At 54.2% G+C, this 21,415-nt stretch carries 14 protein-coding genes; 9 read left to right on the top strand and 5 right to left on the bottom strand.

The window, feature by feature from the left end; genetic code table 11:
* Positions 1-24 precede the first annotated feature (24 nt).
* Both V0288_RS10400 and V0288_RS10395 read right to left on the bottom strand, forming a co-directional pair.
* On the bottom strand, positions 25-999 hold the full coding sequence (locus V0288_RS10400; protein ID WP_332865020.1) for a hypothetical protein: 975 nt from the start codon (positions 997-999) through the stop codon (positions 25-27).
* Positions 1,000-1,118: 119 nt separating this feature from the next.
* Positions 1,119-3,125 carry a DICT sensory domain-containing protein gene (locus V0288_RS10395; protein WP_332865019.1) on the bottom strand — a complete coding sequence of 669 codons (2,007 nt, stop codon included), beginning with the start codon at positions 3,123-3,125 and terminating at the stop codon, positions 1,119-1,121.
* Positions 3,126-3,374: 249 nt separating this feature from the next.
* On the opposite strand from V0288_RS10395, the gene V0288_RS10390 reads away from it, so the two are divergent.
* Positions 3,375-4,424, top strand: coding sequence for a CIA30 family protein (locus V0288_RS10390; protein ID WP_332865018.1), 1,050 nt, complete (start codon positions 3,375-3,377; stop codon positions 4,422-4,424).
* Between the two features lie 78 nt (positions 4,425-4,502).
* The gene (locus V0288_RS10385; RefSeq protein WP_332865017.1) at positions 4,503-5,126 is read left to right on the top strand and encodes a CPP1-like family protein; all 624 of its coding nucleotides are present in this window, start codon (positions 4,503-4,505) and stop codon (positions 5,124-5,126) included.
* On the opposite strand, the gene V0288_RS10380 is transcribed toward V0288_RS10385, so the two are convergent.
* Positions 5,123-5,821, bottom strand: coding sequence for an HAD family hydrolase (locus V0288_RS10380; RefSeq protein WP_332865016.1), 699 nt, complete (start codon positions 5,819-5,821; stop codon positions 5,123-5,125). The genes V0288_RS10385 and V0288_RS10380 overlap by 4 nt on opposite strands.
* A 489-nt stretch (positions 5,822-6,310) precedes the next feature.
* Between V0288_RS10380 and V0288_RS10375 the strand changes: the two genes are divergently transcribed.
* The 3 genes from V0288_RS10375 to V0288_RS10365 all read left to right on the top strand — a co-directional run bounded on the left by V0288_RS10375 (position 6,311) and on the right by V0288_RS10365 (position 15,376).
* A complete protein-coding gene (locus tag V0288_RS10375) occupies positions 6,311-11,143 on the top strand; it encodes a PAS domain S-box protein (protein WP_332865015.1) in 4,833 nt (1,610 codons plus the stop codon).
* 146 nt (positions 11,144-11,289) lie between these two features.
* Positions 11,290-14,433: a response regulator gene (locus V0288_RS10370; RefSeq protein WP_332865014.1), complete on the top strand. Its 3,144-nt coding sequence runs from the start codon at positions 11,290-11,292 to the stop codon at positions 14,431-14,433.
* Complete coding sequence (locus tag V0288_RS10365) at positions 14,399-15,376, top strand: diguanylate cyclase (RefSeq protein WP_332865013.1); 978 nt, start codon at positions 14,399-14,401, stop codon at positions 15,374-15,376. The genes V0288_RS10370 and V0288_RS10365 overlap by 35 nt, the downstream gene beginning before the upstream one ends.
* On the opposite strand, the gene grpE is transcribed toward V0288_RS10365, so the two are convergent.
* Positions 15,373-16,071, bottom strand: a complete 699-nt coding sequence (grpE, locus tag V0288_RS10360; protein ID WP_332865012.1) for a nucleotide exchange factor GrpE — start codon at positions 16,069-16,071, stop codon at positions 15,373-15,375. The two genes, V0288_RS10365 and grpE, sit on opposite strands and share 4 nt — an antisense overlap.
* Positions 16,072-16,081: 10 nt before the next feature.
* A complete protein-coding gene (locus V0288_RS10355; RefSeq protein WP_332865011.1) occupies positions 16,082-16,345 on the bottom strand; it encodes a sulfiredoxin in 264 nt (87 codons plus the stop codon).
* 102 nt (positions 16,346-16,447) lie between these two features.
* Between V0288_RS10355 and V0288_RS10350 the strand changes: the two genes are divergently transcribed.
* The 4 genes from V0288_RS10350 (at position 16,448) to purL (ending at position 21,408) form a co-directional block, all read left to right on the top strand.
* Positions 16,448-16,903 (top strand): DUF29 domain-containing protein, encoded by a 456-nt coding sequence (locus V0288_RS10350; RefSeq protein WP_332865010.1) that lies wholly within the window; start codon positions 16,448-16,450, stop codon positions 16,901-16,903.
* A gap of 60 nt (positions 16,904-16,963) precedes the next feature.
* Positions 16,964-18,559 (top strand): S8 family serine peptidase, encoded by a 1,596-nt coding sequence (locus tag V0288_RS10345; protein WP_332865009.1) that lies wholly within the window; start codon positions 16,964-16,966, stop codon positions 18,557-18,559.
* A 38-nt stretch (positions 18,560-18,597) separates the two neighbouring features.
* Positions 18,598-19,023, top strand: a complete 426-nt coding sequence (locus V0288_RS10340) for a hypothetical protein (protein WP_332865008.1) — start codon at positions 18,598-18,600, stop codon at positions 19,021-19,023.
* A gap of 111 nt (positions 19,024-19,134) precedes the next feature.
* Positions 19,135-21,408, top strand: coding sequence for a phosphoribosylformylglycinamidine synthase subunit PurL (gene purL / locus V0288_RS10335; protein WP_332865007.1), 2,274 nt, complete (start codon positions 19,135-19,137; stop codon positions 21,406-21,408).
* The last annotated feature ends 7 nt before the right edge of the window (positions 21,409-21,415 follow it).

Here is a 21,415-nt window from a genome sequence, read left to right as displayed (position 1 = left end):
ATCCGAGAATTCGAGCTACTGGCTTCACTCGGGTGAATCGTTTGAGGATCTTGCAAGCAGAAGTAGGAGACGAATAAAAATACCTGTTAAATAAATCATGAACTCTACTTCATCTGGAGAGAAGGCTTCGTAATGTTTGACGGCGTTATTTTGATAATTCTGATACGAACTTAATAGTTTTTCGTATAAATTACAAATGTTATCGTGTAATCCTTTTTTACCAATCCACGATAAAAGCTCATCTTTTTGATTTTCTAGATTCCTTTTGTTTTTTAGAATACTTCGTAAAAGTTGTTCAAGAGAAAATCGTAAATTATCAAGTAGATTTCTGTATTGACTTATCTCGCCACTTTGATATATTTTTAGTGCCTCTTCAAAAGGCTTTGCGGCTTTTGGATAACTTTCAAGACCCGAAAGAGTACAGTTAATAACCGCATCATCTAAAAATGGATCGCCACAAGGATAAATAATCACTTGCCCGCCTTTCTGATGAATTTCAAAACCAACATTGGGCGAGAGAATAGATATTTTTCTGATTTCTGTAATTAATTTTGAAATTGAATCGTTTATTTCTTCGTGCTTTTCCTCCAATGCCCAAAAGAGAATTTGTAAGTTAAGGGCTAGTTCGTGGGCATTTTTGCTACTATCAATAGATTGATATACTTTTGTGTCTCCGAATCCTTTTTCTGTTTCACGTGTAATAGTTTTATATCCCAACACATTATCTATCCTGTTTGGTAGTGCTACTATCCTGTCTAATGTTGCTGGGACTTTTTCCGATATTATTCTGGATTTTTTTACATTTGGCTTGTTAGCCCTTTCATAATTGACTATCTCGATAAACTTTCTATCGACGCTCGGGTTTTTGGTTAGATATTCACCGACAATCCTATCCAAAATAGAAATCAATCTATTTTTGAATCTCAAAAAGCTCTCTTCTTCTTCAAAAATAATATTCCAGCGTTTGTAATAATTTTTCAACCGTTTTTCGATCTGCATAAGATAATTTTTACACTAATGGCAATAGATTAAGCGAGCATCCAAACCCAATGTCACTCGAAAGCGGGAAATTAAGAGATGGCAAGAATCATTTTTTTATTGTACACGAGAGTCCGAGATTATTTTTTACGATTTCCGGCGCGTCGGGTAGATTTGGTCTTCGCGATCTTACCGTTATCTTCCGGCGCGGGGACGATCGAACCGTCGGCGATCGGGATCGTAAAATGAAATTGACTGCCCCGATTTTTCCCCGCGGATTCGGCCCAGATCTCGCCACCCCAACCGGTGACGATCTGCCGACAGATAGCCAATCCTAACCCCGTCCCCCCCGCGCTCCGACGTAACGCGCCTTCCTCTTGATAAAATCGATCGAACACCGTTTCCAGTCGGTTCGGTTCGATTCCCCGTCCGGTATCCGCCACCGTGACTTTTAAATTTTTCTCCGTCCCCGGTTCCACCTCGATCGATACTTTTCCCTCGACACCGGTAAACTTACACGCGTTGTCGAGTAGTTTCGATAAAACCTCGACCAACCATTCCCCATCGGCTAACACGAAAGGAAGTTTTTCCGGCACCAGATTCTCGATCGAGGGATGTTCGCCGGAACTCTCGCGCGATCGAGTGTGACTGATCGCTAACTCCACGCATTCCGATAACGAAAGCGGTTCCGGGTTCCAATTTACCCGACCGCTTTCTAACCTGGAAAGCGTGAGAAAATCTTGAATCAATTTCCGCATCCGTTCCGCGTCTTTCAGCGCGGTATCGAGCATGATCTGCCGCATTTCCGGGGCCATATCCGGCTCGGAAACCAGACATTCCAAACAGACTTGAATCGTCGAGAGCGGGGTACGGAGTTCGTGGCCGGTAATCGCGACGAGATTGGAACGGGTTCGATCGAGCGCTTCCAATTGTTCGTTCAGTTCCTGTAAATTCGCGTAGGCTTCCGCCTGGATGAGCGCCACCCCGATCTGTGTCGCCACCGCGTCCACGAGCGCGACATCCTCGCTTTTCCAGATCGAGGGAGTCGGCCCGCAGTGATGCAGTTCCACCATCCCCAAAAGGCGGCTCTGATAGAGGATCGGCACCAATAACCACGAGAAAATCGAGCATTGACGGACGAGATTTTTGAGGGAATCCTCGGGAATTCTCGGATCGTGAAACGTGTCGTCGATCGATAGCGATTCCCGCAATTCGAGAACTTCTTGAAATAGGGGATTCTCTTTGAGCGGCCAGGTTCTTCCCTTGACCGAACCGATGCCGGCGTTAATAAATTCGTGTTCGATCGTCGCGGCGATCGAGGACTCACCACAACGGTACACCACGCACCGACACACCCCCAATCCTTCCCCCAATTTCCGCACCGCGACCTGAAGGATTTCATCGGGATCGAGACTGCGCCGGATCGAGGCGGTTACGGAGTTGATCAGTCTTTCTTTGTGTTCTTTCGACGCGAGGGAACGATTGGCTTTGAGTAATTTATACTGTCCCGCCTGTAGATAGGTGACGAGACGCTGGACGAAGGGATCGGGTTCGTGTTGGGGGAGGGTATCGAGGGGGGACGATCCCCGATCGAGGTAAGCTTGTTTCGCCCGATCGATCTTCCCGCTCAATTCCGGTCGGTATTCGAGAATTCGATCGAGCAGGATCGTCGCCGCTTGTTGGCTGACCAATCGATCGGATGTCCAAATTCCCTCGAAACGGCGGTTATTATCCAACGAAATCCCGTTTTCATCGGTTTTTTCTGGATGGGTTCGCTCACGACAGATCAAACAACTCGCGTGATCGCGACCGATAATCACTAGATGCCACTCCCCGGCTAACCCGTCGGACGGCTCGAAGGCGATCGTCTCGTGAACGTCGGAACCGTTTTTAAACTCCGTTTCGGGAGCGGCCAGAACGTACACCTGATCGCTTTTGGAGGCGATCCGACGATACCGATGGGCTTCCTGACGGTAAAAACGCTCGCGCTGGAAACTGGCGATCACCAAGGGGCGAGCGTCTTCCGCTAGAACCCGATCCTCCATCGCGTGGGATAGCGCCGTCAAGGATGCCTTGAAATACATCTGCGATCGCCATTGAGGGAGGAACTGTAATAGTTCTGTTAAAACAGAAGTCGATCTGCTCATCGAGGGTGATTTTTAATTCTTTTTCGACGCTCGAACGGGTACGGGAAGGGGCGATTTTTCCCATGAACCTATCCTACACGCTGATGGGAGGCAAGTACAGAACGTGAGGGGATGGCGGGATGGGGAAGTTTTTTGGGAAAAGGGGAAGGGGGAAAGGGAAAAGGCTAGTTTTAAGATTCTCCCGCCTCCCGCCTCCCGCCTCCCGGCGGCTTTTCCCGTTAGAATCGAAGCATTCGGAGGGAAAGAACTATGACAGACTCGACGAAGACAAATTGGGATATTAAACGTTTTTGGCAAACTTTGGATTATTATGACTCGATTCCCCTCTGGGGTTGTTTACAAAAATTAATCGGAATCCAGGAAGACAGAAAAGTGCGTTTACCGATGAAAACTATTCTAGCGATCGGGGCGACGGGAGAGGTGGGGCGACGGGCGCTCGAACAACTCCAGAAAGAAAATTGCCGGATTATCGCTCTCGTGGACGATATCGAGACAGCGAGACCGATTCTCGGGGAAGAGGTCGATCTAGTGACGACCCGATCGCCGGAAACGCTCGCGGGGGTCGATCGGGTAATTTATTTCGGGGAGGGAATGACGCTCGCGGAGGTCGTCAACTGGCTGAAAAATGCCTCTATCGCCCGTGAAAAAACACTTTTTGACTTCCGGAACCCCACGAGCGATATCCGCGAGATCTGGGGGGCGATCGACGACGTGGTGATGGGAGGGGTGAGCGAGAGTAATATCCGTTTGACCGGCGATCGGGCGCTGTTTACCGGGTACGTTTCGACGGAGAATAACGGGGGATTCGCCTCGGTACGGACTCGCGATTTCTCGCCACCGCTGGATCTATCCGATTACGAGGGGATCGAGTTACGCGTCACCGGGGACGGCAAACGCTACAAATTTATCGCCCGTCGCGAGGGACGGTGGGACGGGGTAGGGTATTGTTACTCTTTCGATACGCTCGATCGAATTTCGGCAACGATCCGGGTTCCCTTCTCCGAGTTAATCCCCGTGGTTCGGGCGAAAACCGTCCGCGACGGTCAACCCTTCCGCGCCGATCGGGTGTTTTCCCTTCAGTTAATGCAGAGTAAATTCGAGTATGATGGAGCGTTGAATCCCCGTTTTTCTCCCGGATCGTTCGCGCTAGAGATCGAGTGGATTAAGGCTTACGGCGGTCGATCGAGCGTTCCCGAACTGATCGCGGTCAACGGTACGGGTTCGATCGAGGCCGGATTACACGAGAGCGGCTTATCCTACCGGATCGTGTCCGCCGATCGACTTTCTAGCGTTCTCTAACTCTAGATCGCGAGCTACACTACTGGGAAGGGTCAATCACAAAGATACATCGGGAGCATAGCCAAGGAGGTAGGTTCTATGAGCGACCAGAATCCCTACGAACAACTTGGGGTTACAGAAGAAGCGTCTTTTGAAGAGATTCAAGAAGCGAAACAACGATTAATACAACAATATTCAAACGACGGCAAGATCTTGGAGTCGATCGAGGCCGCTTACGACGCGGTGATCATGGATCGGCTGAGAATGCGGCAGGAGGGCAAAATTAAAGTTCCCGATCGCATTCGATTTCCCGAGCGTCTGGCTCCCCCGGTCATCGAGAGTCCGCCGATTTCCCCGCTGAAATCTCCGAATTGGCTCCAACGGTCGATCGATACCCCCTCGGCGAAAGATATCTGGCTACCCGGCCTCATTTACACCGCTCTCGGGGGAATAACCGTGTTCGCGACCGATCCGATCGGGAATCTGTCCTCGTTACTCTTAGCTTTCGGGGTCTTTACCAATCTCTACTTCGTAAATCGCAAGGAACGACGGTTCGGACGCTCTCTTCTCTTAACCTTCGGGGGATTAATTGTCGGGGTAGCTCTCGGCGCGGGATTGGCGGCTCTATTCGGGGGAAGTTACCTCGGTTTCTGGAAAGGCCACCAGATTACCGCGCTCGTGACCTTTTTCGTTTTCTGGATCGTCAGCGCCTTTCTCCGCTAACCGATCGCCCGGATCGATCCCGCGATCAGATCCACCGCTGACGCGAGGTTATTGACGATGTAATCGGGTTCGTAGATCTCCAGCCGCGAGCGATCGCGAATTCCCGATAACACGCCGATAACCTTTATATTTTGGCTTTTGGCGGCGGCGATATCGGCCTCGGTATCCCCCACCATCCAGGTTTGGGCCGCGGGGGGGAGTTCCTTGAGCGCGCGGGCCATTAGTAGGGGTTTATCCTTGACATCGGTGGTTTTGACGTAAGAATTACTCAGACAGTAACGGCGATCGCTCGGGAAAAAACGCCCGAGATCGTAACGGTTGAGCGCGTGATCCAGTTCCACGACGCGCCGCATGGTCATGACCACCAGATCGAACCGCAATTTTTTCTGGATCAGTTCCAGGGTTTCGATCGCTCCCGCGACCGGTCGATCGTGAACCAGATAGGGCAGGGTGTGAACGGTCTGACGGCGGAGAGCGGCGAATTTACGCGCCTGATCCTCATCGAGTCCCGACATTTCGCCGATGCGTTTCTCGGAAACCTGCTGTCGTTTTAACTGCCAGAATTCCTCCTTGGAGAGAAGACAGGTGATCTGACCGGGATACCGGGTTTTTTCTAGACAGTATTGGTAGACTCGGTAATAACGTTCCGATACATCCACGATCGGGCCGTCAAAGTCGGTGATAATTCTTAACATCGCTCTCGGGTCGCTCGATATATTAATTTTTATATACAAGTTACCCCGGATGATTGACAATGGCAACCGTCGAAGAAGGCGGGAGGCGGGAGGCCCTAGACACTAGGCGATCGGCACTAGGCAGGTGTCGGGAAACGAGAAAATGGGGCGGTAGGGGCTGGATTTCCCCGCTCGGAGTGGGGAGCGGAAAATAAATCGATTTTTTCTGGAAAAATCGAGAGTTTCGAGCGAGTTATTCCCTACTCCTGACTCGGTGGCTCGGTGGCTCGGTGACTCGGTGACTCCTAACTCCTTTCTCGACGAGAAATTCTGAATTCCGCCGCGGGACAAACGGGGGGAACTCGAACCGGGGAACCGGGGGAATATCGATAAAAACGGCTGGTTTCTTCGAGAAAAGTAATTAAATCTAGATTTTTAATGATAAGGTTTAAATAAGAGAATCGATCGCTATCTTTTTTTTCAATAATCGAGTGCGGATCGGAGTTTTCCGTGGATAGAGCGTTGAGCCATCGATGGATTTCCCGCGGCGCGCGTTTTGTCTCCCGTTACCGTCTATCGGTACTCCTGGGAGCCTTCGGAACGATCGCCGTCCTGTTCCTATGGCAACAGGCGCTAGAGCGCGAGAATCTCCTGCTAGAAGAATTGGTCGAACAACAGGCACGGGCGATCGAGGGGGAACTGAGTCGCGAATTAACCGCCCACGTCGCCGCGCTCGAACGCATGGCCGATCGCTGGACGGTGCGAGGGGGAACCGATCGACAACTCTGGGAAAGCGACGCGAACAATTATCTCCGCGATTTTCCGGACTACGAGGCGATCGAGTGGGTCGATCCCTCTTTTGTCCCCCGGTGGATCGTTCCCCCGTCCGCTAACGAAACCCTCCCCCCCGACGGGAAAAACGAGCGCCGGATCGCGGCGAGAAAGGCCCGCGCCCTTCACGGAACCGTTCTGAGCGATAGTGTTTCCCTGGCGAGCGGGGGACGGGGTTTTGTGGTGAGCGTGCCTTTATTCACGGGCGATCGGGGCGGTACGTCGCGCTTCGACGGTTGGATTGTCGGGATCTTTCGATTCGATCGCCTATTCGCCAATATCGGCGGTTTGCCGGAGGGCTATCGGGTACAGATTCTCGATCGCTCCCGACCGATCTACGGGGAAAGTCCCCCGGAATCCTCCCGGTTCACGAGAACGATCTCGATCGAGGCTTACGGGGCCGGTTGGAGCGCGCGGGTTTTCCCGTCCCCCGGACTCGTTTCCCGCTCGCGCGCGGTCGTTCCCGTGTTGATTTTCTGGGGGGGAACGCTCTGTGTATGGACGCTCGCGCTCTCTTCGGGACTGGGACAACGGGCGAGAGAGCGTTCGCGACAGTTACGGGAAAGTAACCGACAATTGCAGGACGAGATAGCTTTACGCGGTCAACTCGAATTATTTTTGCGGGAGAAGGAGGAACGTTGGCAGTTAGCTTTACAGGGCAATAAAGACGGGATTTGGGACTGGAATATCCGAAATGACGCGATCGCTTACTCGTCCCGATGTCTGGAAATGCTCGGGTACGCGGGCGACGAACACGGCATTTCCGCGGAAGAAAGGCTCGCCCTGTTACATCCGGACGATCGAGAGGCGGTCACGCGGGCTGTAGAGGATCATCTCGCTCGAAAAACGCCTTTCTATCTCTCCGAACATCGGGTTCGCTGTAAGGACGGTACCTATAAATGGATTCTCGATCGGGGTCAGGCGGTGTGGGACGAGTCGGGAGAGCCGATCCGGATGAGCGGTTCCCATACCGACATTACCGAACGGAAACAAGCGGAACAACGGCAGGAAGACTTGATTCTCGCCCTGGAAAAATCGATCGCCCGACTCTCTCAAAGCGAGGCCCGTTTTCACGCGTTTATGAACAATAGCCCGATGGCCGCGTGGATTACCGATACGAGCGGGAACGTGGTGTACGCCAACCGAACCTACTCGCGAACCCTCGCGCCGGCCACTCCCGATCGAGTGGCGGAGTCCGAGCGAAAATCGTATCCCCCCGCGGTCGAGCGACAGCGATCGGCGGAAAAGATCCGCGAGATCCGGCGAACCGATGGCAGTATCGGGGAATTCGCCGTTTATCAGTTCCCGATTCCCGACGCGACCGGACGGGTGTGGATCGGGGCGATCGCCCTCGATATTACCGAGCGACAACGCTCCGAGACGGCGATCGCGCGATTGGCGGCGATCGTCGAATCTTCCGAGGACGCGATCATCGGCAAAACGTTAGACGGCATCGTGACCAGTTGGAACGCGGGAGCGGAGAGGATTTTCGGCTATCGATCGGGAGAAATCCTCGGGCGATCGATCGCGCTCCTGTTTCCCGACGACGATCGCGACGAGGAAACCGAGATCTTGCGGAAAATCGGCCGGGGGGAATCGATCGAACACTATCAAACGGTGCGGCAGAGGAAAGACGGCGCGAGAATTCAGGTATCGGTGGGGATCTCTCCCGTCCGGGATCGCTCGGGGACGATTATCGGCATCTCGACGATCGTTCGGGATATCAGCGATCGCTACCGGATGGCACAGGCACTCCAGCGCAGTGAGTCCCGTTTCCAACAGATCGTGTCCGCTTCCCCCTCGCTGATTTATACCGCGGTTAGAGATCCGGACGGTACGGTTCACTACACCTACCTCAGTCCGGCTTTCGAGGATATTTTCGAGGTCCCGATCGAGGTCGGACTGAACGGCCCGTCCCTCCGTTTCATCCATCCGGACGATCGGGATACCTATCTAGAAGCGGTCGCGCGCAGTGCCGAACTCGATCGACTGTTCCATCACCAATGGCGGATCGTCACCCCCTCCGGAAAGGTGAAATGGATCGAGGCCAGTTCCCGTCCGGAGCGGCGGGAAAATGGAGAGTTCGCCTGGTACGGGGTCTTACAGGACATTACCGATCACAAACAGACGGAACAACAGTTAGAACTTCAGGCGATCATCACCCGCAATATGGCCGAGGGGATCTGTTTGTTCCGGGCCGACGATCAGATCCTCGTTTATACCAATCCGAAATTCGATCGGATGTTCGGCTACGCGGCCGGGGAACTGCTCGGCCGGCATATTTCGACGATCGATCACCCGACGGACACCCCGAGCGCGGAAGATATCGATCGAGCGATTCTCACGTTGTTAGCGACCGGGGAATCCAGTTTCGAGACGCGGAATGTCCGCAAGGACGGTTCGATTCTCTGGTGTCACGCGACGGCCGCCCGATTTAATCACCCGGATCACGGGGAGGTTTTCGTCGTCGTCCATCAGGATATCACCGCCCGGAAACAAGCCGAGGAAGCTTTACAACAACGGGTGCGTCAGGAAAGCGCGCTTCTCTCGATCGCCGGGGCGATCCGTCAGTCCCTCGATTTCGAGGAAATCCTGACCACGACCGTCACCGCGGTCCGGCAAACGTTAGAAGTCGATCGAGCGGTGGTGTATCGCTTCCACCCGGATTGGAGCGGCGATTTTCTGCTCGAATCCGTCGGCCCCGATTGGACACCCCTCGTCGGCCTCGCGGACACCTGGGAGGATACCTATTTACAAGAGACCGGGGGGGGACGTTTTCGCGACCGGGAAACCTACGCGATCGACGATATTTACTCGATGGGCTTGCATTCCTGCCATCTCGAACTTCTAGAGCGGTTTCAGGCGAGAGCCTACGCGGTCGCGCCGATTTTCTCGGGAAACGTCCTCTGGGGATTGTTGGCGATCTATCAAAATAGCCGACCCCGCGCCTGGCAAGCGTGGGAGATCGAGTTACTGCAACAGATCACCGATCGATTGGCGATCGCCATCCAGCAATCCGAACTGTATAGGCGGGTGCAAATCGAACTGGGGGAACGTCAGAGCGCGGAACGGGAAGCGCGGCGGGCGATGCGCTCGGCGGAAGCGGCCAACGCCGCCAAAAGCGCCTTTCTCGCCAATATGAGCCACGAACTCCGCACCCCCCTGAATATTATTCTCGGTTTCGCGCGGGTGATGGCTAACGATCCCGGACTTCCCGCGGAACATCGAGAACACGTAGAGATCGTTCAACGCAGTGGCGATCATTTGCTGGGGTTGATTAACGATATCCTCGATCTCTCGAAAATCGAGGCGGGACGCTACACGATCGAGGAACGAGCGTTCGATCTGCTCGGTTCGATCGATAACCTGCGCTCCCTGTTATCGGAATGGGTTCACTCGAAAGATCTCCGCCTCTCGATCGAGATCTCGCCCGCGGTTCCCCGATGGATCGTCAGCGATCGCCAACGACTCCATCAAGTCCTCCTCAATCTACTCGGCAACGCCATCAAATTTACCGAACGCGGGGGAATTAACCTACGCGTGACCCCGGTGGATAGTCCCGTTTCCCCGGACGATAACGAACTCACCCTACAGTTCGAGATCGCCGACACGGGAATCGGCATCGCGCCGGCGGAACTGGAAGCGATCTTCGACGCGTTCATCCAGGCGAGATCGGAGGAGCGTTCGATCGGGGGAACCGGGTTAGGACTGACGATCAGCCGGAAAATTCTCCACCTGATGGGAGGGGAGATTTCCGCGCGCAGTGTCCCCGGCGAGGGTAGTACGTTTGTCGTTACCCTGCCCGTCCGCCGGGCGCTCGAACTCGTTTCCGTGTCGGGTTCGATCGGGCCTCGGGCGATCGAGATCGTTCCGGGACAACCGATCCGTCGTCTCCTGATCGTGGACGATCGCTCGGACAACCGATTACTCCTGAGACGATTTCTGAGCGAACCGGGGCTAGAAATTCGCGAGGCGGAAAACGGGATAGAAGCCGTGGAAATCTGGCGGGAATGGCGACCGCATTTGATCTGGATGGATATCCGTATGCCCCTCCTCGACGGGTACGCCGCGACGGAACGGATTCGCGCCCTAGAATCGGACGAAACGACGATTATTATCGCCCTCACCGCGCAAGCGTCCGAGGACGATCGCGAGCGATCTCTCGCCGCGGGTTGTAACGATTACATCAGCAAACCCTTTCAAGAAGAAATCTTATTCCGTAAAATGAAGGAATATCTCGGATTGGAATACCGGCTAGTAGGAACGGGTGGGGAGCGATCGATTCCCGCTCTGGCCGAGAAAAAATCCCCCGCGGAATTGAGGCAAACTCTCCAGAATTTACCGATAGAATGGCTAGAAGAATTAGAAAACTCGGCGGCGTGTGGCAATGATACCTCGATTCTTCAACTCGTCGATCGCGTCTCCCCGGAGTATCCCGAGTTAGCCGCTCACCTAGCCGACCTCGCCACTCAATTTCAGTTTGAACGAATCCTCGATCTCCTGTCCACTTAGGAGTCAGGAGGCGGGAAAGGGCGAAGGGGAAAGATAAATCGATTAAAAGTCGTCTTTTTCCGAAACCATTCCCCATCTCCCTCATTTCCCCCATCCCCTCACCTCCCGACACCCGACACCCGACACCCGACACCCGACACCCCGCTATGTCGTTATCCAGTGCAGATACTCCCGTTGAATTCCCCTTTTCCTCGTTAACCGATTTAGAGTCCTATAGCGACGAGTCGATCTACGCTCCGGGCTATATTCAACCGTTCGGCGTGTTGTTATACCTACGCGGGCAAAACCTGGAGATCGCGCGGGTGAGCGAGAACGTGAAAGAAACGCTCGGATTCAGCCCGACAGATTTGCTCGGTCAACCTCTGCGGGATTGGTTCTCCCCCGCGCGAGCGCGAGAGATCGCCCGCTATCTGACGCGAGAGGATTTTACCCCGAGCGAACCGATCGAGCTAACCCCGCGGCGTTTACCGGGAACGCGAGGGGGCGATCGATGGAGGGGAACGCTTCACCGAACCGAAGACGGGGTGATTCTGGAGTTGGAACCGCACCAGAATCTAGAAAACTCGCGGTTAACGGAGTTGTATACCGATCTGCAAACCGCCGGCACCCGTATCCGCGAGGCGATCGATCTCGACGATCTGGCGCGAACCCTCGCGAGGGAGATGAAACGGCTTACCGGGTTCGATCGGGTGATGATCTACCGTTTCGAGGCCGATCGGAGCGGGGTGGTGATCGCGGAAGAAAAGAACGATCACCCGTCGAGTTATCTGGGGCTACATTTCCCGGCGATCGATATTCCCGAGCCGGCCCGTCGCTTATTCTGTCGGAACTGGACGCGGCTGATTCCCGATATTCATTACATTCCCGCCCGCTTACTGTCCCTCTCCGAAGACGAGCCGCCCCTCGATCTGAGCGCGTCTATCCTACGGGGGGTTTCTCCCTGCCATATCGAATATTTACAGAATATGGGGGTGTCCGGCTCGATGACGATCTCCCTGCTCGACGATCGCCGGTTATGGGGGTTGATCGCCTGCCATCATTACCGTCCGAAACGCTTGAGCCACGAGATCCGCGGGGCCTGTCAATTTCTGGGACAACTCGCCTCTCTCGAACTGGTACACCGTCAGGAGCGGGAATCGATCGCCTATCGGGAACGGGCGGAATCCCTGCGCGAGGAACTGCAAAACGCCTTATTAGAGGAACCGGGGGCGATCGAACGGGCTTTATCCCGAAATACCGCCGGATTGCTCGATCTCGTTCACGCGACGGGGGCGGCGATCGTTCTCGACGATCACCTCTCGCCGATCGGTCAAACCCCCTCCGAAACGGAGATCCGAGCGCTGGTGGACTGGTTGGCGCGACGCTCCGGGGAACGGGTTTTCGCCACGGACGCGCTGACCTCGCTCTATCCCCCGGCCGGAAACTTTAAAGATCGAGCCTCCGGTCTGCTGGCGATCTCGCTCGGGCCCGGTCACGGTCAGGAGAGATCCTACCGGATTCTCTGGTTCCGTCCCGAACGCGCGCGAACGGTACACTGGGCGGGCAGTCCGCGGGAGGCGATCGAGTTCGACGCGTTCGGCCGGCCGAGACTTTGCCCCCGCGCCTCCTTCGATCTCTGGCAAGAAACCGTCCGGGAAACTTCCGACCCCTGGCAGAGAGCGGAATTAGAGGCGGCCGAACGAACGCGGGATACCTTGCTGTTAGCGGCCCTGGAGTTTTCCAGCGTCGCGCTACAACAGGCGGCCGAACGCGCGGCGATCGCCAATCGAGCGAAAACGGAATTTCTCGCCAAAATGAGCCACGAATTACGCACTCCCCTGAACGCGATCCTGGGATTTTCCCAATTAATGAACCGTAGCCCCCACATTACCCCGGAGTTTCAGGAGTATTCCGGCATTATCAGTCGCAGTGGCGAACACTTGTTAAGCCTGATTAACGACGTGTTGGAAATGTCGAGGATCGAGGCCGGTCAATTATTCCTCACCGAAAGCTGTTTTAACCTGCACCGATTGCTCTACTCCCTACAGGAAATGTTCATCCTGAAAGCCAGGGAAAAGGGCATCGAGTTGAAAATCGAGCTATCGGGGGAGATTCCCGTTCACGCTTGTGGTGATGAACCGAAATTACGCCAGATCTTGATTAATCTGTTGAGTAACGCCATTAAATTCACCGATAACGGTCAGATCGTTCTGAAAGTCAGTGTTTTTCACGAGCGAGAGGGCGGTTTCCCCGCGTGCGGGGGCTGTTCGCCGGATATCGCGAACGGTTCGGAAAATCCGCCGATCGCGCCGTCGCGCCGTGGCTGTACGTCGATCGGCCTGCGTTTGGAAGTCGCGGATACCGGGTGCGGCATCGAGCCGGACGAGCGCGAGGTGATTTTCGAGACTTTCGGGCAGACGGAACGGGGCCGCCGGAGTCAGGGAACCGGTCTGGGATTATCGATCAGCCGACAGTTCGCCCGTCTGATGGGGGGGGATATCGCGGTCGAGAGCGAGTTAGGCCGCGGCTCGATCTTTACCTGCGAGATCGTTCTCTCCCTGCCGGAGGCGCTCGATATCGAGCCGGAGAACGATCGACAGGTCATCCGTCTACAGCCGGATCAACCGGTTTACCGGATTCTCGTGGTGGAAGACACGGTGGAAAATCGTCATTTGCTGGTTAAAGTGTTAAGTTCGGTCGGGTTCGAGGTGCGCGACGCGGAAAACGGGGCCGCGGCGATCGAGCGATGGCGCGAATGGCGACCGGATCTGATTTTCATGGATATTCAAATGCCGGGAATCGACGGCTACGAGGCGATCCGCCAGATCCGCGCCGAAGAGGGAGCGAGCGACCCGGAAAGACCGAGAACGCGCATTATCGCCCTCACCGCGCGCGCTTTCGATCGGGATCGCGCGATCGGTTTCGACGCGGGTTGTGATGACTATATCGCCAAACCGTTTAGCGAGACGGTATTATTCGAGAGAATCGCCCGCTTTTTAAACGTTCGGTACGAGACCGCCGACACGTCCGCTCCCGAGGGGGAAATTCCCTCCCGACAACGGGAAACGCTATCCGATCAAGATTTGCAGATCATGCCGCCGGAATGGCTCGATCGACTCCACGAGGCCGCGCTCGATCTCGACGATCGCGCGATCTACCGTCTCATCGAACGAATCCCCCCCGAAGCCCGATTTCTCCGCGATTCCCTCATTTCTCTGGTCGATAATTTTCGCCTGGAGACGATCGCCACTCTCACAGCCCCGCGAGACGACAATCATGCTCACCCCCCTGAAAGCCCCTTCCGAAATTAATATCCTGATCGTGGACGATACCCCGGACAATCTGAGATTGTTAACCAAAATGCTGGAATCGCGCGGGTACACGATCCGGAAATCCCTCAACGGCCGGATGGCACTACAGGCCGCCCGTCGAGATCCGCCCGATCTGATTTTACTCGACATCACGATGCCGGATATGAACGGTTACGAGGTTTGTCAGCGGTTGAAAGCCTCGGAGATCACCGCTCACATCCCGATTATTTTTATTAGCGCGCTCGATCGAACGACCGATAAAGTTCGCGCCTTTGAATTGGGGGGACAGGATTATATTACCAAACCCTTTCAAGAACTCGAGGTGTTAATGCGCGTGAAAAATCAACTTTTGATCCAACACCAAAACCAACAACTATTGGTACAGAATCAACGTTTAGAAAAGGAAATTCAAGAGCGTATTAAAGCGGAAACGGAAATCCGAAAATTATCTCTCCAGGATGAACTTACCGGTTTATACAACCGAAGGGGTTTCTTTTTTTTGGCGAATCAACAATTGAAACTCGCCCAACACGCGCGGGTTTTCTTGTATCTTCTGTTTATCGATCTCGATGGTTTGAAGCAGATTAACGACTCTTTCGGCCACGAGGTCGGGGATAAAATGATTATGGAAGCGGCTGGATTACTGAAAAGAACTTTCCGCGATTCCGATATCGTTTCCCGGTTGGGAGGGGATGAATTCGTCGTGTTGCTTTCTTGTAATTCCGAGAGTGAAGGGGAATTCCGCTCGCGATTGCAGACGAATCTCGATCGCTTTAACCGAGAACGCGATGAACTGTACCGACTTTCCTTCAGTATCGGTGTCAAACGGTGCGAGATCGAGAAAGAAATTTCCCTAGAAAAGTTACTAGAGGAAGCCGATAAATTAATGTACGAACATAAGCGATCGAAAAGATTATCGACCCGAGAGAGAGCGATCGATTAAAGTTCGCTGGAAACCGCCACGCGTTCCTCGGGAGCGGTTTCGGGAATCTCGACTTTAACCAGACTAACTTTCGCCCGATACAGCAGTTTTTCCCCGTGACGGTAGCCGACATAGCGGACGAGGACGGTGGTTTCCGGTTCGGCGGTTCCGTCGATCAATTGGTGGGCGCGGGGATCGTAAGGGACGTGTTCGCCGACCGAGTGAATCGGTTCCACCCCCCAGCGTTGGAGTAAATTCCAGAGGGGTTTGACGAGGGGAAGAATTTTAACCGCGCTGAGTTCGGTATTTTTTCGCGCCACCGCTTCCGCGGTCGGCCACTGTACCAACCAGGACTCGATCGCCTCGATACTGGCACTTTGAAAGTCTCTGACTAACTCTTCCTTCTGTCGATCGAGTTTTTCCCGTAGATTCTCGCACTCTCTCTGTAAAGCGGCGATTTCTTCGGAACGATCCTCGACGGGAACGGTATCGATCCCGAAATGACGTAATAACTCGCCGGCGGGCAGTTGTAGCGCGTTGGCCAGTTTCGCGACATCCGCGGTCGGTAATTTGGCGATCAGTCCGTGGCGCACCCGTTGTAACTGCCAGGAGGATAGCCCCGATAATTGACTTAATTCCTGCAAACTCGTACAGTTTACCCGTTCCATCAACTGTTGTAACTGTTGTCGCGGGGATTCGTAGGGCGAGGGATTCATAGGACGTTTGTTAGGCGAGGTGTTTAGCTAACACGGCTTTCGGGGCGCGACGCACGCGACACACGATCGTTTCCTTGCCGAGACGCTGGTGCGCCTCGAAGCGATGACACCCGGAAAAACCGTAGTATTGTCCGTCCACTTCCAGAACGTCGATCGGTTCTCGCAATCCCTCGGCGGCGATCGATTCCATCAGGGCCGCCACTTTTTCGGGATCGGTTTGCCGGGGCAGGGGACGGCGAATGCTCGATAGGGGAATGGTTTTAATCTGTATCATACGTCAAGACGGTCACGATTCAATCTTTCTTAGGATCTCGATTCTAACGAACGGCGAATCGATTATCGTGTAAGGGATGGAGTTTGTACTGGAGTCGCGCCAATGACTACTATCACCCCGAAAGGAACGCTATACGATACCGATTATTATCGATGGGTCGAGGAGACGCTCGATCGACTTCGATCGCGCGATTACGAGGCGATAGATTGGGAAAATCTGATCGAAGAGGTGACGGATTTGGGAATAAGCCAGAAACAAGCGATCGAAAGTCTCACCACCCGTCTGTTAGAGCATTTTCTTAAGCTCGCTTATTGGGAGGCGGAACGGGAGTACAACGCTCGAAAATGGCGCTCTGAAATCGTGAATTTTCGCCGGCAAATTCTTAAATCCTTGCGAAAATCTCCGAGTTTAAAGCCGTATTTACGGGAAAATTATCCCGAATGTCTCGAAGACGCGCGAAAATCTATGTCTGAATTGTTCGATCTGCCGATCGAGATTCCGATCACTCTCGATCAAGCCCTCGATGAAGACTGGTTTCCCGAAATCGACAGCGAATAATCCCCGCCCCGATTCCCTCGCTTAGAATAGATCCATATCACTCCTCGGCATGGCGCGGGTATGCTTAGAAAGTCTTTATGGTTTGTCGTCGGTTTTATTGTCGCGGTTGTTTTAATTCCCTCGATCGTGTGGTCGGACTCGATCGGCGATCCGGGCATCTACGCCGATCGACTGCGATCGGAGCCGTATAATCTCTTCGGGCGGAAAATCGCCATCGGTCAGGTCGAGATCGGTCGTCCCGCCGTATTCGGCTTCGATAAAGTGGCCGCCTGGCAACCTCCCTACAAATTAGCGGGCGTTTTCTTCCGGGATTCGATCGCCAAACCGAATGCCAACCTCGACAATCACGCCGCGATGGTAGCCACGGTAATGATCAGCGACGATAAAAAGATCCCCGGTGTCGCGCCGGCCGCGAAATTATACTCGGGCGCGGTGGGTTCCCTGCGACGGGGGGGACAGCCGGAAGAGTGTTTAACCAGTCAAACCATCGCCCGACAGAATGGCGGCGACGTGCGCGCGATCAACTTCAGTTTCGGGGAATCCCTGCAACGCGACTCCAGAGACAACGCGAAACTCGACGGACAAGCTTTATTAACCAAGTGTATCGATTGGTCGGCGCGGGTACACGATACCCTGTACGTGATCGCGGGCAATCAGGGTAAAGGCGGCATCCCCATTCCCACCGACCACTACAATGGAATCACCACCGCGTACACCACCAAACGGGAAGGAAAATTCACGAAAGTCGATTTCGCGAACCTCAGCGCGTTACCGGTGGGTATCGGTCGTAATCTCATCCGACGGGAAATCAATGACGGGCAACGTCGATCGATCTCTCTGGTCGCGCCGGGGAATAAGATCGATCTGTACGATCTCAAGGGAAAAGTCAATAAAGTCAGCGGGACGAGTTTCGCCGCGCCCCATATTACCGCGTCCGTGGCGCTGTTGCAGGAATACGGCGATCGACAGTTACGGGATAAGCGAGCGGATTGGAGTCTCGATTCCCGCCGACACGAGGTAATGAAAGCGGTTCTTCTCAACTCCGCGGATAAAATTAAAGATACGGGAGACGGTTTACGTTTGGGAATGGCGCGCACCGTCCTCGCGAAAGATCAGAAAACCTGGCTGGATTCCGACGCGTATACCGATCCGAAAATCCCGTTAGATATACAGATGGGAACGGGACATTTAAATGTTTTTCGCGCCCACGAACAGTTTAGTGGCGGACGGGGACAACCGATCGAACCGGTCAAAGCGATCGGCTGGGATTACAATACCGTTATCCCCAACGGACATCGGGATTATCTTCTCTCGGAACCGTTACAAGCGAATAGTTTTGTCTCGATCACTCTCGCCTGGGATCGTTTGGTAGAACTGATCGATATGAATAATAACGATCGCTACGATCTCGAAGAAAATTTCCGCGATCGGGGTTTGAATAATTTAGACGTTTATCTATTACCGAAGGGGGAAGACAATCACACGAAATACACCTGCGCCTCGATTAGCGATACCGATAGCGTGGAACATATTTTCTGTCCCGTCCCCGCGTCGGGAGAGTATAAAATTCGCGTCGAGTACCGTCAACGGGTGAACGAGGCAGAACAGCCCTACGCGCTCGCCTGGTGGACGGTTCCCGCGAAATCGGACGAGTGATTCCCGATCGTTTTTCCCTTTCAATAGATAGTTATCCAATGGAGATTTTCATCGAGTCAACCAAGCAATTCGAGAGCGATCTAGAAAAATTTAGCGAACAAGCGCGAAACCTAGTAATGCAAAAAACTAATTGTTTCGTGTCTCTATTTCCCTCGGAAAAAGATTCCGAAGGATACCGTCGTAAATTACATCAACCCCCTCGAGCGATCGCTCTCAACGATTCTTCTGTATACACGTTGATAGTTTCTCCGAAACTACGGGTGATTTGGTCGATCGAGGAAGATATAGATCTCGATCGAACGGTTTTCACTCTCTTGCGGGTTGTCGATCGCGACGGACTCGATCGAGCGTATGAAAGTCTAGCCGAATCTCTATCCCGAGATCTCGATCGTCGAATTCCAGAAACCATCAAAATAGAGATTCGGGATAAGATCCCCTGCAAAAGCGAGAACCGAAATCGGTAAGCTTCTGGTGGGTTAAGCTTCGCGCTTCCCACCCCACGGCCTCTCGGAACCGTGGATCGATCGCCGGGATCGTCGGTATACAATAAGCATTGTCCCCTCATCGACCGTTTCATGTCCGCACCCTTCAGCCCACAAGAAATCGCCTCCGAAGGCATCAAACCCGAAGAATACGAGGAAATCGTCAAACGCCTGGGCCGCCACCCCAATAAAGCCGAATTAGGGATGTTCGGCGTGATGTGGTCGGAACACTGCTGTTATAAAAACTCCCGGCCCCTCTTAAAACAATTCCCCACCACCGGAGACAGAATTCTCGTCGGGCCCGGGGAAAACGCGGGCGTGGTAGACCTCGGTGACGGCTTGCGGCTGGCGTTTAAAATCGAGTCCCACAATCACCCCTCGGCGGTAGAACCCTTTCAGGGCGCGGCTACCGGGGTCGGCGGCATTCTACGGGATATCTTCACGATGGGGGCGCGGCCGATCGCTATTTTAAACTCCCTCCGCTTCGGCGACCTGGAAGATCCCCGCAATCGCCGCATCTTCGCGGGAGTGGTCGAGGGAATCAGCCACTACGGTAACTGTGTCGGGGTTCCCACCGTCGGCGGCGAAGTGTATTTCGATCCCGCCTACACGGGAAATCCCCTCGTCAACGCGATGGCGCTGGGTTTGATGGAAACGGGGGAAATCGTTAAATCCGGCGCGAAAGGTTTGGGAAATCCCGTTCTCTACGTGGGTTCTACCACCGGGCGCGACGGCATGGGCGGCGCGAGTTTCGCCAGCGCGGAATTAACCGATAAATCGATGGACGATCGCCCCGCGGTTCAGGTCGGCGATCCTTTCCTCGAAAAATCCCTCATCGAAGCCTGTCTGGAAGCCTTTCAAACCGGCGCGGTCGTCGCGGCGCAGGATATGGGCGCGGCGGGGATCACCTGTTCCACCTCGGAAATGGCGGCGAAAGGAGGCGTGGGGATCGAACTGGATCTCGATAAAATCCCGGTACGGGAAACGGGAATGGTTCCCTACGAGTACCTACTCTCGGAATCCCAAGAAAGAATGTTATTCGTCGCGGAATCGGGACGCGAGGGCGAATTAATCGAGATTTTCGAGCGTTGGGGACTGCACGCGGTGGTCGCGGGAACGGTGATCGAGGAACCGATCGTCCGGATTCTCTTCAAAGGGGAGATCGCGGCGGAAATTCCCGCGACGGCCCTGGCCGATAACACCCCCATCTATCACCGGGAATTATTGAGCGAACCGCCGGAATACGTCCGCAAAGCGCGGGAATGGGACGACAAGACGTTACCCGTCCCCGAATCCCCGCAAGATATTTTCCGGAAACTGCTCGATACTCCCTCGATCGCCTCGAAACGTTGGGTCTATCGCCAGTACGATCATCAAGTGCAGAATAATACGGTGATCTTCCCCGGCGGGGCGGACGCGGCGGTTATTCGAGTTCGCGAGAAAGATCGAGATCCGGGGAATTTTAAAAAAGGTGTAGCGGCGGTTACAGATTGTAACTCGTTATACGTGTATCTTGATCCCTATCACGGCGCTAAGTTAGCTGTCGCGGAAGCGGCGAGAAACCTTAGTTGCGTGGGGGCCGACCCCATTGCTGTCACGGATAATCTCAATTTCGGAAGCCCGGAGAATTCGGTAGGGTATTGGCAATTAGCAACCGCCTGTCAGGGTATCGCGGAAGCTTGTCGGGAATTCAATACACCCGTGACCGGGGGAAATGTCTCTCTCTACAACGAAACCGTTGACGCGAGCGGCAATCCTCGGTCTATTTATCCGACTCCCGTTATCGGGATGGTGGGAGCGATCGAGGATATTACGAAAGTTCGCGGTCAGGCATGGCAAGAGTCCGGGGATGTCATCTATCTTCTGGGCTGTCATCGTCCCACCTTGGGCGGTTCGCTCTATCTCTCCGCGATTCACGGGATCGTCGCGGGAAAACCGCCGGAATTGGATATAGAACTAGAAAAACAAGTGCAGGCGGCCTGTCGGGAGGGAATTCGTTCCGGACTGGTGAAATCCGCTCACGATAGTGCCGAGGGAGGGTTAGCCGTCGCCCTCGCGGAATGCTGTATCGCCGGATCGATCGGCGCGGAAGTCGAGCTATCATGGAATCGTGAGGATCGTCCCGATACACGGCTCTTTGGAGAGTCCGCCGGTTGTATTCTCGTCTCGGTATCTCCCGAAAATCAAGGCGATTGGGAGAAATTCCTGAGCGATCGACTGGGGGAAAATTGGCGGAGAATCGGTCGAGTGACGGAAAGAAACGGAAATTTAACGATTTCGGAGGTATCCGGTCGAAAATGGATCGACGCGTCGGTAGCCGAGATGACCGCAACCTGGTCGGGAGCGATCGAGCGGAGACTACACTGAACGAGAT

The sequence above is a fragment of the Pannus brasiliensis CCIBt3594 genome (genome assembly GCF_036688125.1).
Lineage (GTDB): Bacteria > Cyanobacteriota > Cyanobacteriia > Cyanobacteriales > Microcystaceae > Pannus > Pannus brasiliensis.
Note: the sequence above shows the minus strand (reverse complement) of the source record. Positions and strands in the feature narration are given on the sequence as shown.